29 protein-coding genes and 1 tRNA gene are annotated in these 26767 nt (G+C 65.3%); 17 read left to right on the top strand and 13 right to left on the bottom strand.

The window, feature by feature from the left end; genetic code table 11:
- The 7 genes from H7841_12495 to H7841_12465 form a co-directional block, all read left to right on the top strand.
- A partial coding sequence (locus tag H7841_12495) for a sigma 54-interacting transcriptional regulator (protein ID MEO5337695.1) occupies positions 1 to 723 on the top strand: 723 nt, incomplete at its 5' end.
- The gene (trkA, locus tag H7841_12490) at positions 720 to 2096 is read left to right on the top strand and encodes a Trk system potassium transporter TrkA (protein ID MEO5337694.1); all 1377 of its coding nucleotides are present in this window, start codon (positions 720 to 722) and stop codon (positions 2094 to 2096) included. The genes H7841_12495 and trkA, both read left to right, overlap by 4 nt.
- A gap of 4 nt (positions 2097 to 2100) precedes the next feature.
- Positions 2101 to 2958, top strand: a complete 858-nt coding sequence (locus H7841_12485; GenBank protein ID MEO5337693.1) for a D-amino-acid transaminase — start codon at positions 2101 to 2103, stop codon at positions 2956 to 2958.
- On the top strand, positions 2955 to 3614 hold the full coding sequence (locus H7841_12480; protein ID MEO5337692.1) for an HAD family hydrolase: 660 nt from the start codon (positions 2955 to 2957) through the stop codon (positions 3612 to 3614). The genes H7841_12485 and H7841_12480 overlap by 4 nt, the downstream gene beginning before the upstream one ends.
- A gap of 98 nt (positions 3615 to 3712) precedes the next feature.
- Positions 3713 to 3970 carry an RNA chaperone Hfq gene (gene hfq / locus H7841_12475; protein MEO5337691.1) on the top strand — a complete coding sequence of 86 codons (258 nt, stop codon included), beginning with the start codon at positions 3713 to 3715 and terminating at the stop codon, positions 3968 to 3970.
- Between the two features lie 39 nt (positions 3971 to 4009).
- On the top strand, positions 4010 to 5299 hold the full coding sequence (gene hflX, locus H7841_12470) for a GTPase HflX (GenBank protein ID MEO5337690.1): 1290 nt from the start codon (positions 4010 to 4012) through the stop codon (positions 5297 to 5299).
- Positions 5296 to 5928, top strand: coding sequence for an NUDIX hydrolase (locus H7841_12465; protein ID MEO5337689.1), 633 nt, complete (start codon positions 5296 to 5298; stop codon positions 5926 to 5928). The genes hflX and H7841_12465 overlap by 4 nt, the downstream gene beginning before the upstream one ends.
- Before the next feature lie 3 nt (positions 5929 to 5931).
- On the opposite strand, the gene H7841_12460 is transcribed toward H7841_12465, so the two are convergent.
- Positions 5932 to 6387, bottom strand: a complete 456-nt coding sequence (locus H7841_12460; GenBank protein MEO5337688.1) for a CopD family protein — start codon at positions 6385 to 6387, stop codon at positions 5932 to 5934.
- 153 nt (positions 6388 to 6540) lie between these two features.
- Here H7841_12460 and H7841_12455 point away from each other — a divergent pair, with 153 nt between their 5' ends.
- Positions 6541 to 6870 (top strand): antibiotic biosynthesis monooxygenase, encoded by a 330-nt coding sequence (locus H7841_12455; GenBank protein MEO5337687.1) that lies wholly within the window; start codon positions 6541 to 6543, stop codon positions 6868 to 6870.
- Between the two features lie 9 nt (positions 6871 to 6879).
- On the opposite strand, the gene H7841_12450 is transcribed toward H7841_12455, so the two are convergent.
- From H7841_12450 to lipB, 4 genes are all read right to left on the bottom strand, one after another.
- Positions 6880 to 7275 carry a type II toxin-antitoxin system VapC family toxin gene (locus H7841_12450; protein MEO5337686.1) on the bottom strand — a complete coding sequence of 132 codons (396 nt, stop codon included), beginning with the start codon at positions 7273 to 7275 and terminating at the stop codon, positions 6880 to 6882.
- Complete coding sequence (locus H7841_12445) at positions 7272 to 7622, bottom strand: helix-turn-helix domain-containing protein (GenBank protein ID MEO5337685.1); 351 nt, start codon at positions 7620 to 7622, stop codon at positions 7272 to 7274. The genes H7841_12450 and H7841_12445 overlap by 4 nt, the downstream gene beginning before the upstream one ends.
- Before the next feature lie 66 nt (positions 7623 to 7688).
- Positions 7689 to 8615 carry a diguanylate cyclase gene (locus tag H7841_12440; GenBank protein MEO5337684.1) on the bottom strand — a complete coding sequence of 309 codons (927 nt, stop codon included), beginning with the start codon at positions 8613 to 8615 and terminating at the stop codon, positions 7689 to 7691.
- 16 nt (positions 8616 to 8631) lie between these two features.
- Positions 8632 to 9315, bottom strand: a complete 684-nt coding sequence (gene lipB / locus H7841_12435) for a lipoyl(octanoyl) transferase LipB (protein MEO5337683.1) — start codon at positions 9313 to 9315, stop codon at positions 8632 to 8634.
- Between the two features lie 62 nt (positions 9316 to 9377).
- Here lipB and H7841_12430 point away from each other — a divergent pair.
- The 4 genes from H7841_12430 (at position 9378) to argC (ending at position 12939) form a co-directional block, all read left to right on the top strand.
- Positions 9378 to 9462: transfer RNA gene (locus H7841_12430), tRNA-Leu, on the top strand.
- Between the two features lie 62 nt (positions 9463 to 9524).
- Positions 9525 to 10949, top strand: coding sequence for a magnesium transporter (mgtE, locus tag H7841_12425; protein ID MEO5337682.1), 1425 nt, complete (start codon positions 9525 to 9527; stop codon positions 10947 to 10949).
- A gap of 13 nt (positions 10950 to 10962) precedes the next feature.
- Positions 10963 to 11820 carry a hypothetical protein gene (locus tag H7841_12420; GenBank protein ID MEO5337681.1) on the top strand — a complete coding sequence of 286 codons (858 nt, stop codon included), beginning with the start codon at positions 10963 to 10965 and terminating at the stop codon, positions 11818 to 11820.
- A 63-nt stretch (positions 11821 to 11883) separates the two neighbouring features.
- Entirely contained in the window at positions 11884 to 12939 is a 1056-nt protein-coding gene (argC, locus tag H7841_12415; GenBank protein MEO5337680.1) for an N-acetyl-gamma-glutamyl-phosphate reductase, read from the top strand.
- 58 nt (positions 12940 to 12997) lie between these two features.
- On the opposite strand, the gene H7841_12410 is transcribed toward argC, so the two are convergent.
- Complete coding sequence (locus H7841_12410) at positions 12998 to 13597, bottom strand: superoxide dismutase (protein MEO5337679.1); 600 nt, start codon at positions 13595 to 13597, stop codon at positions 12998 to 13000.
- A 96-nt stretch (positions 13598 to 13693) separates the two neighbouring features.
- On the opposite strand from H7841_12410, the gene H7841_12405 reads away from it, so the two are divergent.
- The gene (locus tag H7841_12405) at positions 13694 to 14383 is read left to right on the top strand and encodes a squalene/phytoene synthase family protein (GenBank protein MEO5337678.1); all 690 of its coding nucleotides are present in this window, start codon (positions 13694 to 13696) and stop codon (positions 14381 to 14383) included.
- On the opposite strand, the gene H7841_12400 is transcribed toward H7841_12405, so the two are convergent.
- The 4 genes from H7841_12400 to H7841_12385 all read right to left on the bottom strand — a co-directional run bounded on the left by H7841_12400 (position 14343) and on the right by H7841_12385 (position 20188).
- A complete protein-coding gene (locus tag H7841_12400; GenBank protein ID MEO5337677.1) occupies positions 14343 to 16832 on the bottom strand; it encodes a hypothetical protein in 2490 nt (829 codons plus the stop codon). The genes H7841_12405 and H7841_12400 overlap by 41 nt on opposite strands.
- 147 nt (positions 16833 to 16979) lie before the next feature.
- Positions 16980 to 18833 carry an ATP-binding protein gene (locus H7841_12395; GenBank protein MEO5337676.1) on the bottom strand — a complete coding sequence of 618 codons (1854 nt, stop codon included), beginning with the start codon at positions 18831 to 18833 and terminating at the stop codon, positions 16980 to 16982.
- Positions 18826 to 19794, bottom strand: a complete 969-nt coding sequence (locus tag H7841_12390; GenBank protein ID MEO5337675.1) for a hypothetical protein — start codon at positions 19792 to 19794, stop codon at positions 18826 to 18828. Before H7841_12390 ends, H7841_12395 begins: the two co-directional genes overlap by 8 nt.
- Positions 19795 to 19891: 97 nt before the next feature.
- A complete protein-coding gene (locus tag H7841_12385) occupies positions 19892 to 20188 on the bottom strand; it encodes a TusE/DsrC/DsvC family sulfur relay protein (protein MEO5337674.1) in 297 nt (98 codons plus the stop codon).
- Between the two features lie 157 nt (positions 20189 to 20345).
- On the opposite strand from H7841_12385, the gene H7841_12380 reads away from it, so the two are divergent.
- Genes H7841_12380 through H7841_12370 form a run of 3 tightly spaced genes read left to right on the top strand, consistent with a single transcriptional unit; the run spans position 20346 to position 22335 of the window.
- The gene (locus tag H7841_12380) at positions 20346 to 20612 is read left to right on the top strand and encodes a hypothetical protein (GenBank protein MEO5337673.1); all 267 of its coding nucleotides are present in this window, start codon (positions 20346 to 20348) and stop codon (positions 20610 to 20612) included.
- A gap of 32 nt (positions 20613 to 20644) precedes the next feature.
- Entirely contained in the window at positions 20645 to 21454 is an 810-nt protein-coding gene (locus H7841_12375; GenBank protein ID MEO5337672.1) for an inositol monophosphatase, read from the top strand.
- 17 nt (positions 21455 to 21471) lie between these two features.
- Positions 21472 to 22335, top strand: a complete 864-nt coding sequence (locus H7841_12370) for an NAD(P)-dependent oxidoreductase (protein MEO5337671.1) — start codon at positions 21472 to 21474, stop codon at positions 22333 to 22335.
- 15 nt (positions 22336 to 22350) lie between these two features.
- Here H7841_12370 and H7841_12365 read toward each other — a convergent pair whose 3' ends face one another.
- Together H7841_12365 and mazG are read right to left on the bottom strand one after the other, a co-directional pair.
- Entirely contained in the window at positions 22351 to 22959 is a 609-nt protein-coding gene (locus H7841_12365; protein ID MEO5337670.1) for a hypothetical protein, read from the bottom strand.
- 69 nt (positions 22960 to 23028) lie between these two features.
- Positions 23029 to 23823 (bottom strand): nucleoside triphosphate pyrophosphohydrolase, encoded by a 795-nt coding sequence (gene mazG, locus H7841_12360; GenBank protein ID MEO5337669.1) that lies wholly within the window; start codon positions 23821 to 23823, stop codon positions 23029 to 23031.
- A gap of 105 nt (positions 23824 to 23928) precedes the next feature.
- Between mazG and H7841_12355 the strand changes: the two genes are divergently transcribed.
- Entirely contained in the window at positions 23929 to 25869 is a 1941-nt protein-coding gene (locus H7841_12355) for an ATP-binding protein (protein ID MEO5337668.1), read from the top strand.
- On the opposite strand, the gene H7841_12350 is transcribed toward H7841_12355, so the two are convergent.
- A complete protein-coding gene (locus H7841_12350) occupies positions 25866 to 26594 on the bottom strand; it encodes a transporter substrate-binding domain-containing protein (GenBank protein MEO5337667.1) in 729 nt (242 codons plus the stop codon). The two genes, H7841_12355 and H7841_12350, sit on opposite strands and share 4 nt — an antisense overlap.
- Positions 26595 to 26767 lie beyond the last annotated feature (173 nt).

Below are 26767 nucleotides of genomic sequence, written 5' to 3'. Positions count from 1 at the left end.
ACCTTCGAGACGGCCCATATGGGCACCCTGTTCCTCGACGAAGTCGCCGACATGCCCCTCGAGACCCAGGGCCGTATCGTCCGCGTCCTGCAGGAACAGGTCTTCCACCGCATCGGCGGATCGACCAAGGTCCAGGTGGACGTGCGGGTGGTGGCAGCCACCTCGCGCAATCTGGCCAACGAGATCGCCGCCGGGCGCTTTCGCGAAGACCTTTTCTACCGCCTGAATGTCGTCCCACTGTTGGTTCCTTCTCTTAAGGAACGGCGCGAGGATATTCCGCTACTGGTCAGTCATTTCATGCAGAAGATCGCCGAGGCCAACGGACGCCCGCCGCGCCCGGTGAGCGAGGAGGCCATGGTCCTGCTGCAAAGCTACGAATGGCCCGGCAATGCCCGAGAATTGCGCAATGTGGTCGAGCGCGTGTTGATTACCGCCCCGGAAGGCGGAGCCGACGCCGTCATCACCGCCGACATGCTGCCGTCCGAGATCGCGGGATCGGCGCCGGTGAACGCCGATTTCGGGCGTAGCGCCGAGATCATGGCTTTGCCCCTGCGCGAAGCCCGCGAAATCTTCGAACGCGAATACCTGCTCGCCCAGATGGATCGCTTCGGCGGCAACATCTCGCGCACCGCCGCCTTCGTCGGCATGGAACGGTCGGCCCTGCATCGCAAGCTCAAGGGTTTGGGCGTACAGACCGGCCCCGGTCCTGGGGAGGAATTATGAAGGTCATCGTCTGCGGCGCCGGCCAGGTCGGATTCAATATCGCCCGCCAGTTGGCCCTGGAAGGCAACGACGTCACCGTCATCGACCAGTCCCCCGAATTGATCCGGCGCATCGGCGATACCGTCGATGCCCAGGGAATCATCGGCCATGCCTCCCATCCGGACGTGCTGGAGAGGGCAGGGGCGACCGATGCCGACATGATCATCGCGGTGACCTATGCCGATGAAGTCAACATGGTCGCCTGCCAGGTCGCCCATTCGCTGTTCGAGGTTCCGACCAAGATCGCCCGCATCCGCCACCAGAGCTACCTGGACCCCATGTGGGCCAACCTCTTCACCCGTGAGCACCTACCCATCGACGTCATCATCTCGCCCGAAATCGAGGTGGCGCGCGCCGTCGTGCGGCGTCTGCGGGTGCCGGGCGCCTTCGAGATGATCTCGCTGGTCGAGGACAAGGTGAAGCTGGTCGGCGTGCGTTGCGGCCCGGCCTGTCCGGTGCTCCGCACCCCCTTGCGCCAACTTTCCCAGCTTTTCCCCGATCTCAACATGGTGGTGATCGGCATCTTGCGCGACGGCAAGACCATCGTGCCGTCCGGCGACGACCTGATGCTGGCCGGCGACGAAGTCTATTTCGTTGTCGACGCCAAGCAACTGCCGCGCGCCATGGCCGCCTTCGGCCACGAGGAATCCGAAGCCCGCCGCGTCCTGATCTTCGGCGGCGGCAACATCGGCCTGTTCCTGGCCCAGGAGATCGAGCGCGAGCATCCGGGCGTCAATATCAAGATCGTCGAACAGAGCGCCAAGCGCGCCGAAGAAATCGCGCCCCTTCTACGGAATGCGGCGGTAATCCACGGAGATGTCCTTGACCCGGAAATCCTGGAAGAGGCCAACGTCCATGCCGTGGAAACCGTGGTGGCGGTGACCAACGATGACGAGACCAACATTCTTTCCTCGTTGCTGGTCAAGCGCTACGGATGTCCGCGCGTCATCACTCTGATCAACAAGGGTGCCTACGAGCCGCTGATTTCGTCGTTGGGTGTGGATGTCGTGGTAAGCCCCAGAAACATCACGGTTTCCACCGTACTGCAACATGTCCGCCGCGGCCGCATCCATGCGGTCCACTCCCTTCGCGACAATTTCGGCGAGGTGATCGAGGCCGAGGCCATGGAGACATCCAGCCTGGTCGGGCAGCCCTTGCGTGACGTCAAGCTGCCCGATGGCGTCCTGGTGGGCGCGGTAGTGCGCGGCACCGAGGTGATCAGCCCGCGGGGCAACACGGTGATCGAGGACAAGGACCGGGTCGTGATGTTCGCCGCCGCCGCCGCGGTGCGCAAGGTGGAAAAGATGTTCGCCGTCCAGTTGGAGTTCTTCTGAGCCGATGCCGAGAACCGCATACGTCAACGGGCGCTACGTGCCCCATGGGGAGGCCGTGGTCCATATCGAGGATCGCGGCTATCAGTTTGCCGACGGAGTCTACGAGGTTATCGCCGTGCACGGCGGCCGGCTGGTGGACACCGACGGCCATCTGGACCGCCTCGACCGTTCCCTTCGGGAGATGCGCATGGCTTGGCCTCTGGGACGCCGGGCCTTGGGCGTGGTGTTGTCCGAGGTGGTGCGGCGCAACGGCTTTCGCGACGCCACGCTCTACCTTCAGGTGACGCGCGGCGTGGCGCCCCGCGATCACGCCTTTCCCGCCCATGCCGGAAGCAGCTTGGTGGTCACGGTGCGTCGGCGTCCACCTTTCGACAAGGCTGTCCAAGCCAAAGGCGTCGCCGTGGTCACCGTCCCGGATATTCGCTGGAAGCGCTGCGACATCAAGACGATATCGCTGATTGCCAATGTGATGGCCAAGCAGGCGGCCAAAGAGAAGGGGGCCTATGAGGCTTGGCTGGTGGACGCCGAAGGCCGCGTCACCGAGGGGTCGTCCTCCAACGCCTGGATCGTCACCAAGGGCGGGGATCTGGTCACCAGGCATCTGGATGAAGGTATCTTGGGCGGCATCACCCGCGCCGTGCTGTTGCGCCTGATGAAGGAGGAAGGCATCCGTTTCGCCGAGCGTCCGTTCACCATGGCCGAGGCCAAGGTAGCCCGCGAAGCCTTCGCCACCGGGTCCACTACCCTGGTGAAGCCCATCGTCTCCCTGGATGGCAAGAAGGTCGGCGACGGGAAGCCGGGCCCGGTGGCCCTTCGGCTGCTCGACCTCTACGTCGAGCATATGGAGGGGCGCCTCCCGTGACCTCTTCCCGGCAGCGTCCGCGCGCCCTGGTCTTCGATTGGGACAATACCCTGATCGATTCCTGGCCGGCCATCCACGACGCCAACAACCATACCCTGGAATCCTTTGGCCTGCCGCCCTGGACGTTCGAGGAAACCAAGGCCCGGGTGCGCAAGTCCATGCGCGACAGCTATCCGGAACTGTTCGGAGACCGGTGGGAGGAGGCCGGAAGGGTATTCTACGAACGCTTCGCCGCCCGCCACCTGGTGACAGTGACGCCCCTGCCGGGGGCCGAGGCCATGCTGGCCGCCCTGCGGGCCGCCGGGTTCTACCTGGGGGTGGTAAGCAACAAGAAGGGCGACTACCTGCGCGACGAGGCCCGCCACCTGGGCTGGGACGGCTTCTTCGGGCGCATCGTCGGAGCCTTCGACGCCGACCGCGACAAGCCGGCTCCCGAACCCGTCTACCTCGCCCTGGAAGGCAGCGGCGTGCAGGCCGGCCCGGACGTCTGGTTCGTCGGCGACACCGGGGTCGACATGGAATGCGGCCTCAATGCCGGTTGTATCCCGGTCCTGGTCCGGGAAACCCCGCCTATCGATGAGGAGTTCTCAGCCTTTCCCCCCGCAATTCACGTGGGTAGCTGCGAAGCCCTTTCCATTCTGGTCAGAAGCCTGTAAGGTGCGCCGACCATCGGCGGGAAATCGGGGGGAGCAATTTTCGGTTTTCCGTCAGGTTCCGGTGGGATAACCGAAAAAAAGGGGGGGAGAACAAACCAATGTCCTCCGAGCGTTCGCAAAACGTACAAGACGTCTTTTTGAACTACATCCGGAAGCAAAAGACACCCGTCACCATCTTCCTGGTCAACGGCGTGAAGCTGCAGGGCGTGGTCACCTGGTTCGATAATTTCTCGGTCCTGTTGCGGCGAGATGGGCATACCCAACTGGTCTACAAGCACGCCATCTCGACCGTGATGCCTTCGACCCCGGTTCAGCTCTTCGAGCCGGAAGCCGAAGTGGCGGGCAGTTCCACCTGACCGGCGGGGTTTTCCCGGCACGACAGGATACGCCGCCCCATGGGTGAGCGTTGTGTGGTCGTGCATCCGCACGTCAAGGCCGGCCGTTACGATGCCGGCGAAGCGCGTCGTGCGCCAGCCGCGCGGCTGGAAGAGGCCATGCGACTGGCCGAGGCCATCGGGTTGGAGATCGTCCATTCCGAGGTCGTCAACGTCTCCGATATCCGGCCCGCCACCCTCCTGGGTAGCGGGGCGGTGGAGCGTCTGGGCGGGCTGATCGCGGATTTCGAGGTTGCGGTCGCGGTGGTCGATGGGCCGCTGTCGCCGGTCCAGCAACGCAACCTGGAGCGGGCCTGGAAGTGCAAGGTCATCGACCGCACCGGCCTGATCCTGGAAATCTTCGGCGCTCGGGCCCGCACCCGTGAAGGGCGGCTGCAGGTCGAGTTGGCTTCCCTGACCTTCCAGCGGTCCCGCCTGGTGCGATCCTGGACCCACCTGGAACGCCAGAGGGGCGGATTCGGGTTCCTGGGCGGTCCCGGTGAAACCCAGATCGAGACCGACCGCCGCCTGATCGGCGAACGCATCGTCCGCCTCAAGAAGGAGTTGGAGGAGGTGGCGCGCACCCGCGGCCTCCACCGCAAGGCGCGTCGTCGGGTCCCCTATCCCGTCGTCGCGCTGGTGGGTTACACCAACGCCGGCAAATCGACTCTGTTCAATCGACTGACCTTGTCGGAAGTCTTTGCCAAGGATCAGCTTTTCGCCACCCTTGATCCCACCATGCGGGGCTTGGCGCTGCCTTCCGGCCGCATGGCGATCTTGTCGGATACCGTGGGGTTCATCTCCGATCTGCCCCACGAACTGGTCAATGCCTTCCACGCGACCTTGGAGGAGGTCCAGGAGGCGGACATCGTCCTGCACGTCCGCGATGCCTCCCACCCCGATGCCGAGGCACAGCGCCAGGACGTGGAAGACGTGCTGAAGGAACTGGGGCTGGAGCCATCCCTGCCGGGCCGCCTGATCGAGGTCCTGAACAAGATCGACTTGCTGCCCCCCGAGGAACGCGAGGTTCTCGGCAACAAGGCGCGGCGGGAGGAGCCTGCCGTCGCCCTGGTTTCCGCCCATACCGGTGAGGGCTGCGCCGACCTGCTGGCGGCCATCGACGCCCGCTTGGCGGCCGCAGCCGAAACCCTGGAAGTGGTCCTTCCTCCCGAGGATGGTGCAACCCTGGCATGGCTCTACCGCCATGGCGAAGTGGTATCGCGGGAATCCGGCGAGGATGGAGCCCTTCACCTGACCGTACGCCTCGACAGCGACAACGCGGCCCGCTTCCGCGGCCGACCGGTGCGATGACCGACAACGACGGCATCATCGAGATTCTCACCGACCCCGGAGAAGCCGAGGTGGCCCGCCAAGCCAGCGCCGCCCGCTTGGTGGCAGCCGGCCATCCTGCCGATTACGCCGCCCTGGGATTGCGCGAGGAAAACCAGTTCTGGCGGGTGATCCGCGATCCGGTGCGCTTTCCCGATGGACACGTCGGGACTTACCACCGGGTAGTGGTGCGTCCGGAATACCTGCCGGCGGTCTCCGCCCTGCCGCTGCTGGGCGACAAAATCGTCCTGATCCGCATCTTCCGCCACCCGTTGCGGGCTTTCCTGTTGGAAACGCCGCGCGGTTTCGGTACGCCCGGCCTGAGCCCGGAGGAGGGGGCCCGCTTGGAGTTGGAGGAAGAAATCGGCGCCAAGATCACGGAGATGATCGATCTTGGCCAGGCTTATCTGAGTTCGGGCCTGTCGGACGAGGTCGCAGCCTTCTTTCTGGCGCGGTTGGAATCCGTCGGCCTGCCCGAGAAGGCGGAAGCCATCCGCGATATTCTAACGGTCTCGGTACCCGAGTTCGAGGCGATGGCGTCCGATGGCCGCATCACCGACTCCTTCACCCTGATCGCCTTTCTCCGGGCGCGGCTGAAGGGCCTCTTGTAGCCCTCACCAGAAACGGCCGGAGGCCCCCAGGGCGACGGTCGCCAGTCCCAGATACAGATTGATGTGGACGATGCCGCGGACCTGCGCCTGGTGCTTCGCCGCTTCCGGCCAGTTCCCGGCAACGGCCGCCGCCCGGAAGCGGGCGTAGGGTCGGGTGAACAAAAAGACGAACAGCCCCATCATGGCCAACCCCGTTCCCTGCATCAGATGGACGGCGAGGGGGGCGGCGGCGAAGCTGCCGTACATTGTGAAAATAAGTCCGTAACCCGTTGCCAGAAGAGTGACGATGGCCGTCCAGACAAGGCGGAAGAAGCGTGGAAAGACCTGCTGCCACAGGCGCAGCGGCTGGGGGGATTCCAGCACCGGAAGCGACGGGCGCAGGGCGAAGTGGGCGAAGGACATGCCGCCCACCCAGACCACGGCGGCCAGGGCATGGAGGGCGGCCAGCAGGGCGATCATGAAGGTATTCCTTATCGGGAACCAAGGGGCCCGGAATGGTATGTCCGGCCGGAGACGACTTCAAGACCGAGAGAGCGGCATGCTTGGCGGTTTCCATTGAGGAGCGGGTGGACTAGTCTGCTTGCAGGCATGGGCAAGCGGAGTTTCCCGGCGATGGGACGGCAAGACCCGGAACAGCGCGAATTCGTGGCCTTGACCCGTTTCTCGATAGCCGACGGCATGGAGGATTCTATCAAGGAAGCCTTCCGCAACCGGCCCAATTTGGCGGAAATGGCGGCCGGATTCGTCCGTATGGATGTTCTCGACCCCAAGGATCGGCCGCAAGAACTCTGGCTGGTCACTCATTGGGTTGACCAGGCAAGCTTCGAGGCTTGGCACCGCAGTCATGTCGACCATGACTCCCATGCCGGCATTCCTCCGGGGCTCAAGCTGATTCCCGCCGAACCTCCCATGCCCCCCGTCACCGCCACCACCGAGCCCTGATCGCTCTTGCTATGCCAGGACGGCCTGAATATCGCTCTGGGAGAAATCGTTGCCCTTGAACAGCAGCGGCAACCCACGCCCGGCAGCAAGGGCGTAGGCGGCACAGTCGCCGAAGTTGAGGGCGGCAGGGTGACGCCCCTTGCCGAACCGCAGGAAGGCGTCGCGGGCAAGCTCGGACTGACGACGATCAAACGGCATCACCTCGATTCCGACCCGCTCGATCAGGGTGTCGAGGTCATCGGCGGCGCCGGCTCCCGACCGACCGATCAGCACCATGGCGGCTTCCAGGTGGCTGACCGCCGACAGCATACAGCCATCGGCATCGGCGATGGCCCGCGCAATCCGCGGTGCGTCGTCCTCGCCCCGAAGCAACGCCACCACGGCGGAGGTGTCGAGAACGATCACGATGGCAGGCCGTCGTCGCCGTAGAGATCCGCCTCGGAAAAGCCGGGATCGATCACTGGACGGGCCGCTCCGTGACGGGCAATCGCCATGATGTCGGCAAACAGTTCATCCGCCCTGGCGCGGTCCCGTGCCGGGCGGCGGCGAACACCGTCGTCGATGAATTCCGCCCCCGCCTCCTCCAGCGCCCGCTGAACCTCTTTCACCGTGCCGGGAGAGACCCGCTGAACGCCGTTGAACGCCTCCAGCCGACGAATGGTGGCGGCGGAAATATGGGCGCGACGAGCCAGATCATCCTGCCCGATGCGGAGAAGCGCTCTGGCGGCGCGGACCTGTTCGGACGTAATCATGAGCGATATATAGCACCATGCGCTGTTTAGCGCCATCCAGATCGGATGCCGGCCTCGCTTTCCGCGCTATTCCGCCAATGCGTCCGGTTCGGGGGCCCCATCCCAGCCCACGACCTTGTTGCGGCCGGTTTCCTTCGCCTCGTAGAGCGCCTGATCGGCCAGTTCGATGGTGCGCTGGAGGCTGCAGGAAGGATGGACTTCCGCCACTCCGAAGGAAGACGTCACCGGTAGGTCCTCGCCGGAGGGTAAGGGGGCCGGGCGTTTTTCCAGTTCGTGGCGGACGCGTTCCAGCACCACCCGCGCCGCCTTCAGGTCGGTGTCGGGAAGGCAGAACAGGAACTCCTCGCCGCCGTAGCGGTAGACCGAGTCGTAAGGCCGCACGTGGGCCAGGAAGCACTCGGCGGCGAACAGCAGTACCGCATCGCCCGCCGTATGGCCGAAGGTATCGTTGACGCTCTTGAAGCGGTCCAGGTCGGCCAAGCCGATGCAACAGGGCTGGCCGGTGCGCAAGGCTCGCTCGCGTTCCCGGTCCAGGTCGCGCAACATGGCCTGGCGGTTGTTCAAGCCGGTCAAGGGGTCCAGGTCCGACGAGGCGTGGGCGAAAGCCTTTTCCAGCCGCCGGGTCTGGGCGACGAAGGTCCGGGTCTGGTCCATGAAGGCGTCGTAGTCGACCCGCGCCAGGGTTTGGCCTCGCCCGGCGGTGGCGGCCAACCCGGCCGCCCGGTCGTGCATCTCCCGGTGCAGGCGTGCCAGATTGCGGATGGCCGGCTGATTGACCAAGCCCTGGTGCTGGTGCTTCACGTACCAACTGCCGAAACGGCAAAGATGATGGGGATCGTAGGCCAGATCGTGGGGCGAGGGCTCGCCGGGGCAGAGCAGGGACCGGTGCCACTGCCCCAGCCAAGCCAAGTGATCGTTCACCGCACGATCCAATTCCTCCAGGATATCCTGGGTGGTGACGGGGGGAGGCAGGACGGGGCGACGGTGCGGCATGTCGGAAACCCTGGCATCACTCGAGGCCGGAGGCAATCGTTTCACCGAAACCGAGGGTTTCGGCGAAGGTGGCGCGGAGCGCCGCGTCGACCTCGGGCATGCCGGCCGCGACTCCGAGATCGGCCAGGGAAGTCACTCCATACCCGGCGAGACCGCATGGCACGATGCCGTTGAAGTGGGACAGATCGGGATTCACGTTGATCGACAGCCCATGGAAGGACACCCAGCGGCGCACGCGGATGCCGATGGCGGCCACCTTGTCCTCGCGTCCGCCGCCCCGTGCCACCCAGATGCCCACTCGTCCCTCCCGCCGCTCACCGACAACGCCCAGGCGGGCCAAGCTGCGGATGGTCCATTCTTCCACCGTTTGCACGAAAGCGCGGACGTCGCGGCCCCGCGGAGTCAGGTCGAGCATCAGGTAGGCTACCCGCTGTCCCGGCCCGTGGTAGGTGTAGCGCCCGCCGCGTCCGGCCGAGAAAACCGGGAATCGATGCGCCTCCAGCAGTTCCGAAGGATCGGCGCTGGTGCCGGCGGTGTAAAGGGGAGGATGCTCCAGCAGCCAGACGCACTCGGCGGCGTGGCCGGCGCGAATGGCTTCCACCCTGGCTTCCATGAACGCCATGGCCTCGGGATAAGAGACCGGATGGGGGCTGGTCCGCCATTCGACGGGAAGGATTTCCATACCGCGCTTGATCCCCATGCCGGGATTTGCTATTCCCCCCGCATCAAACGGCAATCGAGGGAGCCGTTGCAAGGAGTTTCGCGGTCGTGGCGGAATTGGTAGACGCGCACGCTTGAGGTGCGTGTGTCGCAAGACGTGGGAGTTCGAGTCTCCCCGACCGCACCATTCATCCCTTGAAGGCCCGCCGTCAGCGCCGGGCCTTTTTGGTTTCCGCGGGAGGGCGCGCCATGGCGACCGAACCCGACGATCAGACTCGGGCCTTGCCGGCCGGGGCGGAATCCGTCCCGGACGAGGAGACGTTCGCTTTGGCGCCGACCGTCGAACAGGATGTGGTCGACGCCTTGGCGGAAGCCGAACCCGAACGCGTCAAGGAACTGGTCGCGCCGCTGCACTACTCCGACATGGCGGACCTGCTGGAACGCCTGCGCCCGGAAGACCGGCGGACCTTGGTCCGCTACATCTCCGACGACTTCGATCCGGACATCCTGGCCGAATTGGACGATACGGTCCGCGAGGAAATCTTCACCTATTTCCGCCCCGAACAACTGGCCCTCGCCCTCACCCAGTTGGACACCGACGATGCCGTGGCGGTCATCGAGGAACTGGACGAGGCGGACCAGAAGGAGATCCTGGACGCCATCCCGACCGAGGAACGCACCCTCATCGAGGAAAGCCTGTCCTACCCGGAAGATAGCGCCGGCCGCCTGATGCAGCACGACTTCGTGGCCGTGCCCAGCTTCTGGACATCCGATCAGACCATCGGGTTCGTGCGCGGCGGCGTGGACTACGACGGCGATCCGCTGCCCGAGACCTTCTACGACATCTACGTGGTCGATCCGGCGCACCGGCCGTTGGGCACCGTACCCCTGGCCCTGTTGGTGCGGACAGCCGGCGACAAGTCCCTGACCGAGATCATGCAAACCGGCCTCGAAGCCATCCCGGCCACCACCGACCAGGAGGAAGTGGCCTTCCTGTTCCGTCAACGCGACTTGGTATCCGCGCCGGTGGTGGATGACGCCGGCCGCCTGGTGGGTGTGGTCACCATCGACGACGTGGTGGACGTCATCGACGAAGAGAACGAGGAAGACCTCATGCTGCTGGCCGGCGTGCGCGAGACCGACCTCTACAGCGCCGTGCTCGACACCACCAAGGCCCGGTCCACATGGCTGCTGGTCAACCTGGGCACGGCCTTCTTTTCCTCGACCATCATCGGCCTGTTCGAGGGCACCATCGAGAAGATCGTCGCCCTGGCAGCCCTGATGCCCATCGTGGCTTCCATCGGCGGCAACGCCGGAACCCAGACCTTGACCGTGGCGGTGCGCGCGCTCGCCACCAAGGAACTGACGCCGACCAACGCCCGGCGCGTGATCGGCAAGGAATTCCTGGTTGGCTGCATCAACGGACTGGCCTTCGCCGTATTGGTCGGCTCTTTCGCCTGGGCGGTCTACGGCAAGCCGCAGATCGGCGCGGTGATCGGCGCCGCAATGGTGGTCAATCTGGTGGTCGCCGGCTTGGCCGGCTCGACCGTTCCCCTTCTGCTCAACCGATTCAAGATCGACCCCGCCGTGGCCTCCAGCGTCTTCCTGACCATGCTGACCGATTCCATCGGCTTCTTCGCCTTCCTGGGACTGGCGACCTTGTTCCTGCTGTAGTAGCCTCGCCGGCATGTCGAAGGCACTGGCCACCATCCTCATCGGAGAAGACTTCCAGGCCCTGTGGAAGCGGCGCATGGCGCCTTCTTGGCAAGCCTACGCCGCTCGCCATGGCTACGACGTCGTGACGGTCGACGACTACATCGACAAGGGCCCGCGCGGCCGCGAACGCACCCCCCATTGGCAAAAATGCCTGATCCTGGAAGACGAGCGGGTCCGACGCTACGACGATGTCGTATGGCTGGATGCCGACATCATGATCAACCACCATACGGCGCCCTGCATCGTCTCGGCCACCGAACCGGGGCGGATCGGGTTGGTGAGCAGCCGCGAACAGGACTATGGCTCGCCCGCCATCCGCGACAACCTGCTGGCGCGGCGCACCGACTTGGTTCCCGAGTCGAGACGGCCGGACCTACCCAAGGACTGCCGCGAACGCTACCTGAAGGCCGGCCTGTCGGGGGAGGTGGACGATTACGCCAATACCGGAGTCCTGGTGCTGAAACCGGAACGCCATGCGGCGCTGCTGCGCCACGTCTATGACAGCTACGAGGAAAATCCCTTCACCGCCAAGGAAGAGGCCTGCCTCAGCCATGCCATCTTCAATAGCGGCCTGGCCCAAGGCCTGGACAGCCGCTTCAACACGGCTTGGTATCACCTCATGGTGGAACACTATCCCTTCCTGATGTTGGAAGAATCTCGCCGTAATCCGCTGCTGGTCGCCATGGCGGTGAATGCGGGATGGTCGAACTGCTGGTTCATGCACTTCACCGCAGACGTCGATCGCTCCTATGCGGACTTGGTGGTGCAGAACGCCACCTACCTGGAGGGCTTCCGCATTGCTTTCCGCCTGTTGGGCCGCGGGGGGTAGAGACTTCCGAACCGGGGGAACTTTCTGCTACAAGGGCACCACCCTTATTTCCAGGAGCGGACCATGGCCAAGCGGAACAGCACCCGGCGGCGCGTCGCCATCATTGGAGCCAGCGGCTACACGGGCGCCGAGTTGGTGCGCCTGCTGCTCGGCCATCCCGGCGTGGAGATGACGACCCTGACTGGCGACCGCAAGGCCGGCCAGAGCATGGGCGCCGTGTTCCCGCATCTGGCGGGCGCCCGCCTTCCCGACCTGGTGAACCTGGAGCAGGTGGACTGGGCCGCCCACGACGTGGCCTTCTGCTGCCTGCCGCACGGCACGACGCAAGAGGTGATCTCCAAGCTGCCCGAACACCTGACGGTGATCGACCTGTCGGCCGATTTCCGGCTCGACGACGTCAAGGTCTATGCCGAATGGTACGGCCACGAACACCGGGCGCCCAAGCTGCAGAAGCAGGCGGTCTACGGCCTAAGCGAGCTGTACCGGGATGCCATCCGCAAGTCGCGCCTGATCGCCTGCCCTGGCTGCTATCCGACTTCGGCCCAATTGCCCCTGGTGCCCCTGATCGAGGCCGGGCTGATCGAGACCCGCGACATCGTCATCGATTCCAAGTCGGGGGTCAGCGGCGCCGGCCGGGCGGCCAAGGAAGGCTCGCTCTACGCCGAGGTGGGAGAAGGCATCCATGCCTACGGCGTGGCCAGCCACCGCCATGCCCCCGAGATCGAGCAGGGCCTCAGCCGCGCCGCCGGCAAGCCGGTGCTGGTCACCTTCACGCCGCATCTGATGCCGATGAACCGGGGCATCCTGTCGACCATGTACGTGAAACTCGCCAAGGGCGCGTCGGCAGCCACGCTACGGGCGGAACTTCAGGCGCGTTACGCGGGCGAGCCCTTCGTGCGCGTGGTGCCGGAAGGCGCGCTACCGGCCACCCGGCACGTGCGGGGGTCCAATCACTGCGTCATGGGCGTTTTCGACGACCGCCTGCCCGGCCGGGCCATCGTCATTTCGGCCATCGACAACCTGGTCAAGGGCGCGTCGGGCCAGGCGGTTCAGAACATGAACCTGGCCTGCGGCTTCGCCGAAACCACCGCCCTGGAACAGGCGCCGCTGTTCCCCTGAAAGACGAAGGCCCGGCACGACGGCCGGGCCTTCCATTCCCTTTGCGGTCCTCGGATACTCAGCCCTTGGCGAAGTTGGCCGCGGCGAAATCCCAGTTGACCAGATGGTCCAGGAAGGTCTGGACGTAGTCGGGGCGGCGGTTCTGGAAGTCCAGGTAATAGGCGTGTTCCCAGACGTCGCAGGTGAGCAGGGGCGTCTGGCCGTGCACGATAGGGGTATCGGCGTTGCCGGTCTTGGTCACCTTGAGCTTGCCGCCTTCCTTGACCAGCCAGGCCCATCCGCTGCCGAACTGGCCGACGGCGGCCGCCTTGAATTCCTCCTTGAACTTGTCGAGCGAGCCGAAGTCGCGGTCGATAGCCGCCGCCAAGTCGCCCGAGGGTTTGCCGCCGCCGTTCGGCTTCATGCTGTTCCAATAGAAGGTATGGTTCCAGACCTGGGCGGCGTTGTTGAAGATTCCGGCCTTGGCGGCATCGCCGGCCACCGCCTTGCAGACGTCTTCCAGGCTCTGGGTGGCCAGCGGGCCGTCCTTAGCCAGGTTGTTCAAGTTGGTGACGTAGGCGTTGTGATGCTTGCCGTGATGGAAGCCCAGCGTGTTGGCCGTGATGTGCGGCTCCAGCGCATTGGCCGCATAGGGCAGGGGCGGAAGTTCAAAAGCCATAATGTGCTCTCCCTGGCAAAAAAGAATGCGATAAACTCGCCCCAAAGGTATGGCCTCCGGCTTGCGTTTTAAAGGGTCTCGTCCCACTTTTCGCCCATGGCTTCCCTGTCCCCTTGCGGCGCCCTGGCCCGCCGCCTCGACAACGACCGCTTTCTTTGTGCCCTGGCCGCCCCGGCGGTGGAGCGGGAAGGCCTCTTCGCCCTTCTGGCTCTGGGGGCCGAATTGTTCCAGATCCGCCACCGGGCGCGGGAACCGCTGCTACGGCAGATCCGGTTGCAATGGTGGCGGGATTCCGTGGAATCCGTCTTCGCCGGCCATCCGCCCCGCCAGCCGACCGCAGAGGCCTTGGCCGAGACCATCGCCCGCCACGGCCTGGAGCGGTCTCTGTTCGACCGCCTGCTGGATGGTCATCAAGCCGACTTGGCCGACGGGCCGCCGGACGATTCGGAAGGCTTGGCCCAGGCGACGGCCGGTACACTGACGCTGTTGGCCCTTCAAGTCCTGGGGGTCCGCGACGGCCCGGTGGCCGAGGCCGGCCATCGGGTGGGCATCGCCTGGGGATTGGTGGACTTGGCGCGGCGGGGGCGAATTCCTTGGGAGACGACGCTCGCCCTAGGCCATCTCGCCGAGGCGCGCCGACTGGCGCCACGTCCGCCGAAAGCCGCTTTGCCGGCTTTGCTGCCGGCCACCTTGGCCGAGACCTATCTGGCCCGTCCGGACCGGACCCAACGGGGAACGCTTGGTCTCATTCGCCTTTTTGCACGGGGATTGCGGGGGCGCTACTGATCGCCGGTCCCGGCTTGGCAGGAGCCGGCTTCATCACCATCAAGTCCAGGTTGGACAGGCGCGGGAAGATCGGCTTGCCCTGGGAATCGCGCAACAACACGACGCCGTGGTTCATATCGGGAAAACCGCCCCGAGAGTCGTCGAAAGCACGGATTTCAAGGGATGACACCCGCCCCGTGGTCACGTCGTGACTGCGCCAGGAGACGGAGGGGTTATCCTGGCCGGGGGACCCCAGGGGTGCGATCCGGCGCATCCAGGCATCGGTCGGCGGGCCGTAAAGCTCGGTGAAATGGGCCACCACCGCCTCGAAGGAACCAGCCTGGAACAGGGTATGGAAGGCGGTTGCCTTGCCCGCGTCGTAGCGGACGATGGTCTGGAATCCCTGGTAAAGAACTGTGTTGACGTCGAAATGGACCTGCATGCCGGTGGGCCAAGCCAGAGGCTCCAGGCAGAAGACGACGGTTCCCCGTTCCTTCGACAGGCAGGCCTGACCGTAGGCCGTGGTCGAAACCTGGATGCCGTCCGGCAGAGCCTTGCCCAGGCTATAGGACCCGGCAAGGACGAAGGGCAATCCGATAATGCTTCCCGAAGCCGCCGGCAAGGCTGGAGGAGGGACAGGTTCCCTGTCCTTGGACGCGGCTTTGGCGAGTTGAACCGGCTTTTCGGAAGGCGAATCCTTGGCTGCTTCCTCGAACAGGCCGGAAGGCGGGGCTGCTTTCCGGTTAGGCTCGCGGCTGGGCGGCTTCAGGAACTCGCTCAGGCGATCGAAGATGCCGCTACCCTGGGGGGGGGCGGCCTCGGTCCCGCCGCCCGCTTCCAAAGGAGCCAAGGCATCGGCTAACCCGCCGCCGTTCCCTGGGGCGCGCCGGGACTCTCCCCGTTCGAAACGTGGATCGAAGCCACTGGCCGGGGGTTGGCCGGGGACACCGCCCGCCACCGGCATGCCGGGACTGAAGGGGTCACGCGGCACCTGGGAGGCGGGAGGAAGCTTCCCTCTCCCGGTCTGGGCGACCCCGCCCGGATGGTAAGGCTCGTCGGATAGGTATTGCTCGATATCCGGAATGCCCAGCTTGGTCAGAGCCGACGGGACCTTTCCAGAGCCCGTCGTCCCGCCCCCTTCCGGCGGGACGGTGGCGATGGGGTCTTCGGCCACGGGCAGCCAACGCTTTTTCGGCTTCGGGGCAGGCTTGGATTCAGGAACGGTCGCAGGCTTCGCCTTTTCGCCGCCGAAAGTCTCCTTGAGACCGCTGAACAGGCGCGACAGCAGACCGGGGCCCGGTTCCGGCTTGGCCGCCGGCTCTTCCGCCGCCGGAGTAGGCACGGGAGACGGGGAAGTGGGGGGAGGGAGGGCGGCCACCTGCTGGGGAGGAGGCTCGGAAGGGAGCTCAGTCGTCACAGTCCTAGGCGCCCATGCGTCCTTGGCCTCGGAGTCTGGTGGCGGAGCCTTGTCCCCACCCCGGGACTCCTTGAGCCCGGAGAACAGGCGCGACAAAAGTCCCGGAGCCGGCTCCTGCCTTGTTACCGCCGGCTCTTCTCCCGTAGTGGGCGACGGCGGAGAAGGGGAAGGCGGGACAGGGGGAGGGGCCGTCACCTGAACCGGCGTCTCGATAACCGGAGCGGGGGGCACGATCACGGCCTTAGGGGCCCAGGATTCCTTCGCTTCGGGTAAATCGATAGAGGCCACGCTGGCCGACGGATCGATTTTCATCACCCGCCGCAATTCCGACGACAGCCGCGCCAAGAACCCGTCTCGACGCGCCTCCGGAGCGGGGGACTCGGCGACGACGGCGGATTCCGGCTCCTCCCTTTTTGGCGCCTCCTCGGCCTTGGTCGAAGTATCTGGCGGCGGGGGCGGAACGGACGGGGTGGCGATCTTAAGCTCCTTGGGCGCCCAGCCTTCCCTCGCCACAGGCGCCGGTTCCGGTTGCGGATGATCGTGTCGAGCTATCTCTGTCTTGGCGGGCGGGAGACGCGGCGGCCCGTCGGCCGATTCCGGAGAGGGGGGAGGAATTGATGTCTCCAGGCTCAGAACACGCCGCAGTTCGCCTTGCAGGCGGTCCAGGAACGTGACGCCAGGTGCCACCGGAACAGGAACCGGCGGAGACGGCGCCGTCACGGCGGCTTCAGCCGGGAGGGGAACCGGCGGCGGCTCCACCACGGCGATCGGAGGAGGGGATACGGGAGGCGTCGGTGGAAACGGCGACGGGCGGGGAGCGGCTGCGACCGCCGGAACTGGCGGTGGTGGAACCGGACGGGCGGGCGCACTGTCTCCCTTCATGTCCATCAGGTAGCGGGCGATGGGGAAATAGCCCTTGTCGAGGGCGACATCGGCCGCCGTCAGGCCCCACTCGTCCAAAGTATCGACGCGGGCTCCCGCCCTTATCGCCGCCTGGGCGGCCGCCAGATCGTTCCGGCGCACCGCCTCGAACAGGTACTGGTCGGGGCTCATGCGCGATTCGGCCCCAAGTGCCGGCCAAGAAAGCCCGAGCACAGCCGCCAACAGCGCGGCTGCGCTGGGTTTCTCCCGCGCCGACGCCAAGTACCTCCGTATCATCGGCCCATCATAGCCTTCTTGCCTGTTTCGAGCGAGGTGCCTTCACGCATTTGACTGCAAGGTGAAGGTGAAGGTGCTCCCCCGGCCGGGTTCCGATGTCACGGAAATTTTCCCGCCATGCCGTTCGACGATGCGCTTGCACAGGGCGAGCCCGATCCCGGTCCCCGGATACTCCTCGCGAGTATGCAACCGAGTGAAAACGCCAAAAATGCGCCCGAAGTACTTGGGATCGATCCCGATACCATTGTCGGATAGCGAGAACCGCCACTCGTGGCCCATCTGCTCGGCCCGAACCTCGATCTCGGGCGTCCGGTCGGTCGGCCGGTACTTGATGGCGTTGCCGATCAGATTTTGGAACAGGCGAACCAACTGGGTCTCGTCGGCCACCAGGATGGGCAGAGGGCGGTTGACGGTCAGTTTGGCCCCGGCCTCGTCGATGGACATCCCCAGGTTCCGTTCCACCTCCGCCAGGACCTTGTCCAGGTCGACGGGCCTCAGGTCGCCGGCACGGGTCTGGATGCGCGAATATTCCAACAGATCGCGGATCATGGACTGCATGCGCCGGCTGGCGTCCGCAGCGAAGCCGATGAATTCGCGGCCGTCGTCGCCCAACGTGTCGGAAAAGCGACGTTCCAGCATCTGCATGTAGTTCGTAACGGTGCGCAGGGGCTCCTGCAAATCGTGGGAAACCGCGTAAGCGAACTGCTGCAGTTCCTGGTTGCTTTCCTGCAACTCCTTCTGCGCGGCCTCGACCTGGGAGCGCGCCTCGCGGTCGAAGCGGGCGGATTCTTCCAAGCGCTCGTTCTGGCGCTTCAGTTCCGCCGTCCGCTGCTCGACCAGGATTTCCAATTGGGCCCGATGCTCGTCCAGGGCGGCAAAGGCCCGACGGCGGCGCAGGTGTTCCCGGGTCAGCAGGGCGAGAAACAAGGATACCACCCCCGCCGCCCCCAGCGCCAGCCAGACCGGCGGTCCCATCAGGTCGGCATAGCGCAGGTCGCGCCGGAAGCGGAACTGCAGGTCGACGCCGCCCACGGCCACCGTATCCTCCTGGGTCAGCATGCGCATGGGCGACGCGCGTTCATGGGCCTTGCGGGCGTCGCGGTGGGCGACGATGGACATCGGCTTGCCGTCGGACGACAAGGCGAGCAGGGTGAATTCGATGTTGCCGAGGCGTTCCAGTTCGCGGGCGATGGCCTTTTCCGGCTCGACCCGGACCATCAGGACCCCGCCCAAGCGGGCCAGCCGTTCCGCTTCCGCCTCCGGCAGGTCGCGGCCGCGGTAGACGGCCTGCATCATCCAGAACTCGTGCCACTCGGAAAAGAGGCCGGGCAGGCGGACCAGCATGGGCTTGCCCGCCGTGGCCGCCAGCCGCAAGGCCTCGCGAAAACCTTCGGTTTGGGCAAGATCCAGGCCCAGCAGCACCGCGACATCGGGTCCGAAGGGTTCGGCGAACTGGAGCGGCATGTAGCTTTCCCGGCCGGAAGCGACGGCAAACCGTTCGCCCGATCGATCGCGGATGGCGAAGGTCGGCATGCCTTCCTCGCGACGGCCTTCCTCGTAGGCGGCCCGGTCCGCCCCCTCGAGCGCAACCGCGAAGGCCATCCCGCCGACGAACGGAAAGCGGCGCATGATCTGCCGGGAAAAGAGACGAAAATCGTCGGAGCCGCCGCGGGGGATCGTCTGGTGGAAGGTCATCGCCTGGCCCATGGCGTCCAGCAGGCGCAATAGCTGGCCTTCCATGGTGCGTTCGTGGTGTCCGGCATCGGCGCGGAAGGCGGCTTGCCTTTCCTGGAGGACGAAGGCCAGGGCGGCGAAGAGGAAACCGGCCGTCACCAAGCCCGCCACGGCGGTGGCGGCTGCGGCATACCAGAAACCGGTCTTTCTTTCTTCAGTCAATCTTCACCGCCCGCTGCAGGATATGGTCGGGAAGGTGGATGCCGGCCTTGGCCGCCAGGGCCGGATTGAAGAACAGGTCCCAGCGCCGGTTGGCGACGATGGGAATGTCGGCGGGCTTGCGGCCGTCCAGGATCAGCTTGGCCGCCTCGCCCGCCCACTCGCCCTGCTCGTCGGGAACGTTGACCATGGAAAAGACGGAATAGGGCCGCATGAAGATCCCGAAGGAGGTGGTCAGCTTGCGGGATTCCGCAGCCACGAAGGTCTTTGCCAGAGGGCCGTTCCAGTCGGGAATGCCGACGGGATTGCCGAGGACGACGAAATCCCGTTCCTGGGCCTGGCGGAAGGCGGCCTGCCAGTCGGCGAAGCTCTTGACCAGAAGGGCCTGCATTTCCAGGGACTCGCGCTTGGCGATGACGTCCAGGCGGGCGACTTCCTTATGCTGGGTCGGCACGTCGGCGGCCAGGAAGGCGAAGGAACTGGCCCCCTTGAGCAGGGCTTTCGCTTCCTGGACGACTTCCTTGTTGGGGGCGACCTCGATCATGCCGGTGGTATTGGCATAAGGGTAGCCGTACTCGGCGACCGTCCAGTTGACGCCGCAAAAGACCACCGGAATCGGGGCGTCCTTGAGGAAGGGCTTGACCAGGTCCTTGGAGGCGTTGTCGTCGCAGGCGACAACCAGATCGGGCTTCGCCGCCTCGATCAGGGCCTTGGCCTCGGCTCCCTTGGCCTGGGAGAATTCGGGGGCCGGATTGCGGTTGGTGTCCATGTAGAAGCGTTCCAGCCGGCAGACGCCGGCCAGGGACTTTTCCAGGCCCCGCTCGATCCCGTCGTTCCAATGGTAGCCGGGGTGATAGGAGGAAACGTAAAGGCAAGTCCGCGAAGGGAGCGTTTCCGCCATGCCGCTTCCCGCCAGGGCGAGCAGCGCCACCACGGCCCCTGCTGCCACAGCCACCCTGGACATGAGACCCCGCCTTTCCGTGCCTTTGGAATTGTCCCAAAGCCATTCTAGCTCTTTGTGACAAATTCCCACAAGAGGACGGCGAGGCCAAATGGCCGGGTCAGGTGCAGCCTGTGGGCTTGGGCAGGCCGCCATACTTGCAGATCAGCTTCATGGGGCCGGTGAGGAATAGGCCATAGAGGGCGTCCTTGGTCACGCCCAGGTCCTTGCAGAAGCGCCGAAGCGGCGGTACGACGCCGTCGCGCTCGTACATGGCGCGCGCCTCATGGATGAGCCGCAAGTGTTCGTCGTTGATGTCGAAACCGTCGTCCGCCGCCATTTCGCGCGCGATGATCTCCGACCAGTCTGAGGGATTGCTGAGGAAACCGTCGTTGTCGATGCTCACGTTCAGGTTCATGGCGTCTGCTCCTTGGACTTGGCTATCATTGGGTGGCAAACGGCATATTGGAACGGAGCCCATATCTTTCAATACGAATAATTCGCAGATACCGAAATGCTTGACCCTCGCTCGCCCATGGATTAACGAATTGGTCTACTAGTAGATAGGGGAATCCATGGCGACAACGGCCAGCCAGCGCAAATGGCGCGACAAGCACCGCTATGTGAAGACCCAGCTCAACGTGACGGCCCGCAAGCTGGTGCACGGCTACCTGGACGACATCGCCCGCGACTTCGAACTGCGCGGCAAGGCGGAAGCCGTCGCTTTTGCCGCCTTCGCCACCAAGGCCTTGGTCCAGCGCGCCACCTTCGATCCAGAGATTGCCGAACTGTTGGATATCTTCCGGACTACCTACCACGCGGACCGCGACATTTACGCCTGACGGACAAGAGGGAATCGTGGCATAAGGGCGCCATGATTCCCGATCCTTTCCTGGTGGCCGACATCGTTCGGGCCGTGGCGGCGGAGGAGATATTACCCCGCTTCGGCCATCTGCGGCCCGACGAAGTGACGATCAAAAGCCATCCCCACGACCTGGTGACCACCGCCGACGTGATCGCCGAACGCCGGCTCGCGGAAGCCCTGGGCGCCCTGGTGCCGGGCAGCGTCGTGGTGGGGGAGGAAGCCTGCGAGAAATCCCCCGCCCTGGTGGCGGCATTGGCGGGCGACGCGCCTTGCTGGCTGGTCGATCCGGTGGACGGCACCCTGAATTTCGCCCACGCCGATCCGCGCTTCGCGGTGATCGTCGCCTTCTGCCGGGGCGGCGAGACCCTGATGGGCTGGATTCTGGAACCCGTGGTGGGCCGCCTGGCCTGGGCGGCGGCGGGCGAGGGGGCCTGGATCGACGGCCAACGCCTGCGCGCCGCCCCGTCGGCCCCTTGGGGCGAAATGGTTGGCTCCCTCGGGTTTCGCGCGGTCAAGGCCTTGCGCAAGCGTTCCGGTGCCCGTCTGCCGGCCAAGATCCTGCGCGTCGGCTGCACAGGGCTCGACTGGATGGACATGGCGCGGGGCGCCCTTCATTTCGCCCATTACGACCGCAAGCTGAAGCCCTGGGACCATGCGGCCGGTGTGCTCATGCACCGGGAGGCCGGCGGCCATGCCGCCCTGGTGGCCGACGGCCGTCCCTACCACCCCGGCGCCGGCATCCAGGAAGCCGCCCTGTTGGGCGCCCCGGACCGGGAATGCTGGAATGCGATTTGTGAGGAAATCCTGACAACCGGCTGAATAGGACGGAGACTTCTATGGCTGACGTGGCCTTTCTCGGGCTGGGGACGATGGGCTTTCCGATGGCCGGCCATTTGGCGACGGCGGGCCATCGGGTGACCGTGTTCAACCGCAGTCCGGCAAAGGTGGAATCCTGGCGAGGCCGCCATTCGGGTGCTTGGGCCCCGAGTCCCCGCCAAGCTGCGGCGGAAGCCGACTTGGTCTTCGCCTGCGTCGGCAACGACGACGACGTCCGCGCCGTGGCCCTGGGCCCCGACGGCGCCTTCGCCGGCATGAAGCCGGGGGCGGTGTTCGTCGACCACACCACCACCTCGGCCGATCTGGCCCGCGAGATGGGCGACGAAGCCGTCAGCCGAGGGCTGGCATTCCTGGACGCTCCGGTCTCGGGCGGCCAAACGGGGGCGGAAAGGGGCACCCTCACGGTGATGGCCGGCGGCGGCGAGGCGGCCTTCGCGGGGGCGGAACCGGTGATGCGCGCCTACGCTCGCGCCGTCGCCCACATGGGCGGGCCGGGCGCCGGACAGTTGACCAAGATGGTCAATCAGATCGCCATCGCCGGCCTGGTCCAGGCCCTGGCCGAGGCCTTGGCCTTCGCGGAAAAGGCGGGGTTGGATGGACCGAAGGTCGTCGATGCCATCGGCAAGGGGGCGGCCCAGTCGTGGCAGATGGACAACCGGGCGGCGACCATGCTGGAGGACCGCTTCGACTTCGGGTTCGCGGTGGACTGGATACGGAAGGATCTGGGCATCTGCCTGGCGGAAGCCCGGCGCAACGGCGCCCGCCTGCCGGTCACCGCCCTGGTGGATCAGTTCTACGCGGAAGTCCAGGCCTGGGGCGGCGGACGCCTGGACACCTCCAGCCTGATTCGCCTCCTGCGCTGAGGGGGAGGGGGGCGGTCAGCGCATTTCCACGGTCATGTGGGCGCGGTCGGCGAGGTCGCGGATCTTCCAGACGTACATCCTTTCGGCCGGATTGTCCGTCTTGCGCACTTGGCTGGCGTCGTGGGCCAGGACCTTGGCGTCGGTCTTGACCCGGATTTCGCCTTCCATCCCCAGGCCCATCTTCTTCAACTGTTCCTGCTGGATCTTGGAAATGGGGGTGGTTTGCAAGTAAACGGCACGGTCTTCCTTGGAATAGCGGAGGATGAGGACCGGCTCGTTGCGCCGAAAGAAGGTCACCGCCTTGACCTTCAGCAGGTCACCCGATTTTTCCCACTGAACTTTGAAGACGCCTTCCTTGTGATACTTGAATTCCTTGGTCGACCGATCACGTTCGAAGTCGGTGCGGATCTGCTTGATCTTCCGCTTTTCCTCGTCGGGCGTGATCTTCTTTTCCTTGAGTTCGTGGTAGAGCGAGATGTCGGCCAAGTAGCCGTCGAAGATCATCCGGTAGTACCCCTGCCGGCTGAGTTCGATCTCGGCGTCGAAATAGACCGGGAAGTAGCAGCTCCCCAAGGCGAGAACCGCGACGACCATCATCCCCAGGCGTGCCAGTGTCTTTTTCATGACGCGCCATCCTTACCGCCCGCGCGGGCAGGTTCAAGCCCCCACTGCCGGATTTTATCTACTAGTAGACTATTCCGGACCCTTTTCCTGGGTCTTGGCCCGTTCCCAGCGGGCATCCATGTCGTCCAGGGACGCGCTTTCGAGGGCCAGGCCGTCCTCGGCCAGCAGAGATTCCATGCGTCCGAACCGGGTCTCGAACTTCAGGTTGGCTCGCCGGAGCGCACCTTCCGGATCGACTTCCAGCTTGCGGGCCAAGTTAACGCAGGAAAACAACAGGTCGCCAACTTCCGAATCCAGGCGGGCAGGGGACCCGCCGCCCTGAATCTCCTCCTCGACCTCCGCGATTTCCTCGCGCAGCTTGGCGATGACTCCTGTGGCGTCGTTCCAGTCGAAGCCGACTCTGGCCGCCCGCTTTTGCAGTTTGAGGGCGCGGGTGAGGGCAGGGAGCCCGGCCGCCACTCCCTCCAGGGCGCCATGGGTGGATTTTTCCTTCCTCTCGCGGGCCTTGAGGGCTTCCCAGGCCGCGGTCTGAGCCGCCGAGTTTTCCACGACCGCGTCGCCGAACACGTGGGGATGGCGGCGGACCAGCTTGTCGACGATGCGCCCGGCCACGACATCGAAACCGAACAAGCCTCGCTCTTCGGCCATACGGGCATGGAAGACGACCTGGAGAAGGAGATCGCCCAACTCGTCCTCCAGCGCCGCCATGTCATCCTTCTCGATGGCGTCGGCGACCTCGTAGGCTTCCTCGATGGTATGGGGAGCGATGGTGGCGAAAGTCTGCTCCACGTCCCAAGGGCAGCCCCCGACGGGATCGCGCAGCAGGGCCATGATCTCGATCAGACGGTCGATATTGCGGCTCAAGGTGGATACCTCCGGCGGCGATCAATAACCCGTATGGGACTTGAATGCCATGGTCACTGAAGCTCAAACGCGCTAACCTGAACCTTGATGATGCAGGGTCGAAAATTGAAGTTCTTGGCGCTCGGAGGCGGACTGGCGGCCGTTGCCCTGGGGGCTGTCGTGCTTGTGGGCTGGCATGCCGGCATCCCGGTTCTGGTCCAGGTGGCGCCCGCCCTGGTTCCCATGCAGTATAACACTGCGCTTGCCTTTCTGCTGTGCGGGGCGGGGCTTCTGGCCCTGGTCATGGGGCGCCACGGCTGGGCTGCCCTCGGCGGCGGGGCGGGTGGTGGGCTCCTCGGCCTGCTGACGCTCGTCGAATACGGAACCGGCGCCGAAATCGGCATCGACCAGATATTCATGACCCACGACATCACGGTCGCGACATCCCATCCCGGACGCATGGCACCCAATACGGCCTTGTGCTTCGCACTCTCCGGACTGGCCTTGATCGCCGGCAACATCCGCCACCTGGGCATACGATGGGGAGTCCTCGGCATCATAGGAGCCATCGTGTCGGGGCTCGGCTTGGTCGCCCTTTCCGGCTATGCCTTGAGCCTGCCGACCGCCTATGGCTGGGGAAGACTTACCCAGATGGCCTTGCATACCTCCGTCGGATTCATCCTTCTGGGGATCGGGCTGACCGCAGCAGCCTGGCGGGAAGAGTGCCGGAATTCCCAACTACCGCCGACATGGCTGCCGTCCGTCGTCTGGTCCGGAGCAGCCACCCTGGCCCTGGCGCTCTGGCAAGCGCTGCACGTGATGGGGACCGGGGCCTGGGGGACATCGCTGGCCCTTCCGGCCGACGATCTCGTCCTTCTGTTCGGCCTCATCATGGCGACGGTCCTGGCTTTCGCCATTTCGGCCTTGCGGAAAGCACAGGCATCGGCGGAGGAAGCGAAGTGGGCCGAACGGCATCGGGCGGAAAGCGAGGCACGCTTCCGCAGCTATTTCGAGATCGGCCTGGTGGGCCTGGCCGAGACATCCCTGGAAAAGGGATGGGTACGGGTCAACGAGAACCTGTGCCGGATGCTGGGATACGAGCGCAGCGAACTGACCGAACTGACCTGGGCCCAATTGACCCATCCGGACGATCTGGCCGCCGATGTTGCCCAGTTCGCGCGCATCCTGGCCGGCGAGATCGATGGCTATTCGATGGAAAAGCGGTTCCTGCGCAAGGACGGGCAAGTGGTCCATACCATCATGTCGGTGCAGGTCCAACGCAAGGCGGACGGCAGTCCCGACTTTTTCGTCGCCGTGCTCCAGGACATCTCGGCCCGCAAGGCACTCGAGGAGTCCCTGACCCGTTCCAACGCCGAACTGGAGCAATTCGCCTACATCGCCTCCCACGATCTGCAGGAACCGCTGCGCAACGTCAGCAACTATGTCCAACTGATCGACCGGCGGTACCGCGACCGACTTGACGAGGAGGGCAGGGAATTCCTGGAAATCGCCACCGGCAGCGCCAAGCGGGCCTCGGCGCTCATCCACGATCTGTTGCTGTTTTCCCGCGTCGCCTCCCAGGGCGGCGAGATCATGGCGACCGATGGGATGGGGGTACTGGAGACGGTACTCCTCGACATGGATGCGGCCATCCGCGAGTCGGGGGCCAGACTGATCGTCGAGCAAAGTCTCCCCTGGGTACAGGTTGCCCCGCGGCAATTCGCCCAGCTCCTGCAGAACCTGATCGGCAACGCGATCAAGTACCGGGCGCCCGATCGGGTGCCGGAGGTCCGCCTTTCGGCACGACGGCAAGGAGCGGATTGGCGGATATCGGTGGCCGACAACGGCATCGGCATCGCGCCCGAGTATTTCGAGCGCATCTTCCTGATCTTCAAGCGCCTTCACACCCAGGACGTCTACGAGGGCACCGGCATCGGATTGGCCATCTGCAAGCGTATCGCCGAGCGCCACGGCGGACGAATCTGGGTGGAATCGGAGCCGGACAAGGGATCGGTCTTCCATTTCACCGTCCCGGCGGCGGAATCGCCCTCCGTTTCCGCCGCCTAAGGGCGGGGGGAAAGGCCGATGATCTCCCGCTTGTCCAGGGCCGCGGCGATGGCTTCCAAGCGATCCAGCACCTTTTGGGCGTCGGGGTAGGTCTTGACCAAAACCAGATGGACGTCCAGACGCGACAACACCGTATACCGCAAATCCCCGACCGGATGGGCGGCCAGGACCTCGGTGGCCGGTCCCGCGTAGTCCAGCAGATAATCGGCCCGCCCGCGCTCCAGCATGGCGAAGGCTTCCTCGTGGGTGCCGGCGGCGTGGCTCTCCACGCCGTTCCGGGAATCGGCGATGAAGTCCCGCAACCCGGCGTAGCTGTAGCCGCGGATGACGATGATCCGCTTGCCGGCAAGATCGGCTTCGGTCGCGATGGGAGGTACGGAGGCCCGGCGATAGGCCCTCAGTTCCGTACCCACCACCGGGGCGCGGCTAAGCAGGCAGCATTCCTGAAGGCGAGGGGCCTTGACCAGCAAGGAAAACTGGGCCGTTCCATCCTGCAGGGCGTTGAACATGCGGGCGGCCGGGTAGGCGCGGCCGCGCCAGGGAATGCCGGCCTGGGCGAACAACGACTCGGCCAAGCGAAGCAGGGGATTGTCCGGCTCGCCCTGGGGAGTGACCTTGGTGGTCCAGACGGACTGGTCGGGGTAGGCGTATTCGATTTCCGGAAGCGTCCCGGCAGCCAGGGGCGCCCCCCAGAAAAAGCCGGCAAGCGCCAGAACCGGCAGCATCCCGCTTCCGGGCCGCCCCTGGTGTTGCGTCGCAGTGTCCCGCCCCATGTACGTTCCCCGATGCCGCCGGAATTATACCTCTTCCTGTCATGAAAAAGCGATCCCGGAGCAAAAAGGCTTGCGCCCGGACGATTCCCGGTGGAAACCATGGCCGGCCCAGGTGTCGGACCGGG

It is taken from the genome of Magnetospirillum sp. WYHS-4 (assembly GCA_039908345.1).
GTDB lineage: Bacteria > Pseudomonadota > Alphaproteobacteria > Rhodospirillales > GLO-3 > JAMOBD01.
The sequence above is the reverse complement of the archived record's forward strand: the minus strand, read 5'-3'. Positions and strand labels throughout refer to the sequence as shown.

Bases quoted from the DNA above. Each gene is read 5' to 3' on its own strand.
- trkA (MEO5337694.1), top strand. From the start codon at position 720: ATGAAGGTCATCGTCTGCGGCGCCGGCCAGGTCGGATTCAATATCGCC.
- H7841_12485 (MEO5337693.1), top strand. From the start codon at position 2,101: ATGCCGAGAACCGCATACGTCAACGGGCGCTACGTGCCCCATGGGGAG.
- hfq (MEO5337691.1), top strand. From the start codon at position 3,713: ATGTCCTCCGAGCGTTCGCAAAACGTACAAGACGTCTTTTTGAACTAC.
- hflX (MEO5337690.1), top strand. From the start codon at position 4,010: ATGGGTGAGCGTTGTGTGGTCGTGCATCCGCACGTCAAGGCCGGCCGT.
- H7841_12465 (MEO5337689.1), top strand. From the start codon at position 5,296: ATGACCGACAACGACGGCATCATCGAGATTCTCACCGACCCCGGAGAA.
- H7841_12460 (MEO5337688.1), bottom strand. From the start codon at position 6,387: ATGATCGCCCTGCTGGCCGCCCTCCATGCCCTGGCCGCCGTGGTCTGG.
- H7841_12455 (MEO5337687.1), top strand. From the start codon at position 6,541: ATGGGACGGCAAGACCCGGAACAGCGCGAATTCGTGGCCTTGACCCGT.
- H7841_12445 (MEO5337685.1), bottom strand. From the start codon at position 7,622: ATGATTACGTCCGAACAGGTCCGCGCCGCCAGAGCGCTTCTCCGCATC.
- H7841_12440 (MEO5337684.1), bottom strand. From the start codon at position 8,615: ATGCCGCACCGTCGCCCCGTCCTGCCTCCCCCCGTCACCACCCAGGAT.
- lipB (MEO5337683.1), bottom strand. From the start codon at position 9,315: ATGGGGATCAAGCGCGGTATGGAAATCCTTCCCGTCGAATGGCGGACC.
- mgtE (MEO5337682.1), top strand. From the start codon at position 9,525: ATGGCGACCGAACCCGACGATCAGACTCGGGCCTTGCCGGCCGGGGCG.
- H7841_12420 (MEO5337681.1), top strand. From the start codon at position 10,963: ATGTCGAAGGCACTGGCCACCATCCTCATCGGAGAAGACTTCCAGGCC.
- argC (MEO5337680.1), top strand. From the start codon at position 11,884: ATGGCCAAGCGGAACAGCACCCGGCGGCGCGTCGCCATCATTGGAGCC.
- H7841_12410 (MEO5337679.1), bottom strand. From the start codon at position 13,597: ATGGCTTTTGAACTTCCGCCCCTGCCCTATGCGGCCAATGCGCTGGAG.
- H7841_12405 (MEO5337678.1), top strand. From the start codon at position 13,694: ATGGCTTCCCTGTCCCCTTGCGGCGCCCTGGCCCGCCGCCTCGACAAC.
- H7841_12400 (MEO5337677.1), bottom strand. From the start codon at position 16,832: ATGAGCCCCGACCAGTACCTGTTCGAGGCGGTGCGCCGGAACGATCTG.
- H7841_12390 (MEO5337675.1), bottom strand. From the start codon at position 19,794: ATGTCCAGGGTGGCTGTGGCAGCAGGGGCCGTGGTGGCGCTGCTCGCC.
- H7841_12385 (MEO5337674.1), bottom strand. From the start codon at position 20,188: ATGAACCTGAACGTGAGCATCGACAACGACGGTTTCCTCAGCAATCCC.
- H7841_12380 (MEO5337673.1), top strand. From the start codon at position 20,346: ATGGCGACAACGGCCAGCCAGCGCAAATGGCGCGACAAGCACCGCTAT.
- H7841_12375 (MEO5337672.1), top strand. From the start codon at position 20,645: ATGATTCCCGATCCTTTCCTGGTGGCCGACATCGTTCGGGCCGTGGCG.
- H7841_12370 (MEO5337671.1), top strand. From the start codon at position 21,472: ATGGCTGACGTGGCCTTTCTCGGGCTGGGGACGATGGGCTTTCCGATG.
- H7841_12365 (MEO5337670.1), bottom strand. From the start codon at position 22,959: ATGAAAAAGACACTGGCACGCCTGGGGATGATGGTCGTCGCGGTTCTC.
- H7841_12350 (MEO5337667.1), bottom strand. From the start codon at position 26,594: ATGCTGCCGGTTCTGGCGCTTGCCGGCTTTTTCTGGGGGGCGCCCCTG.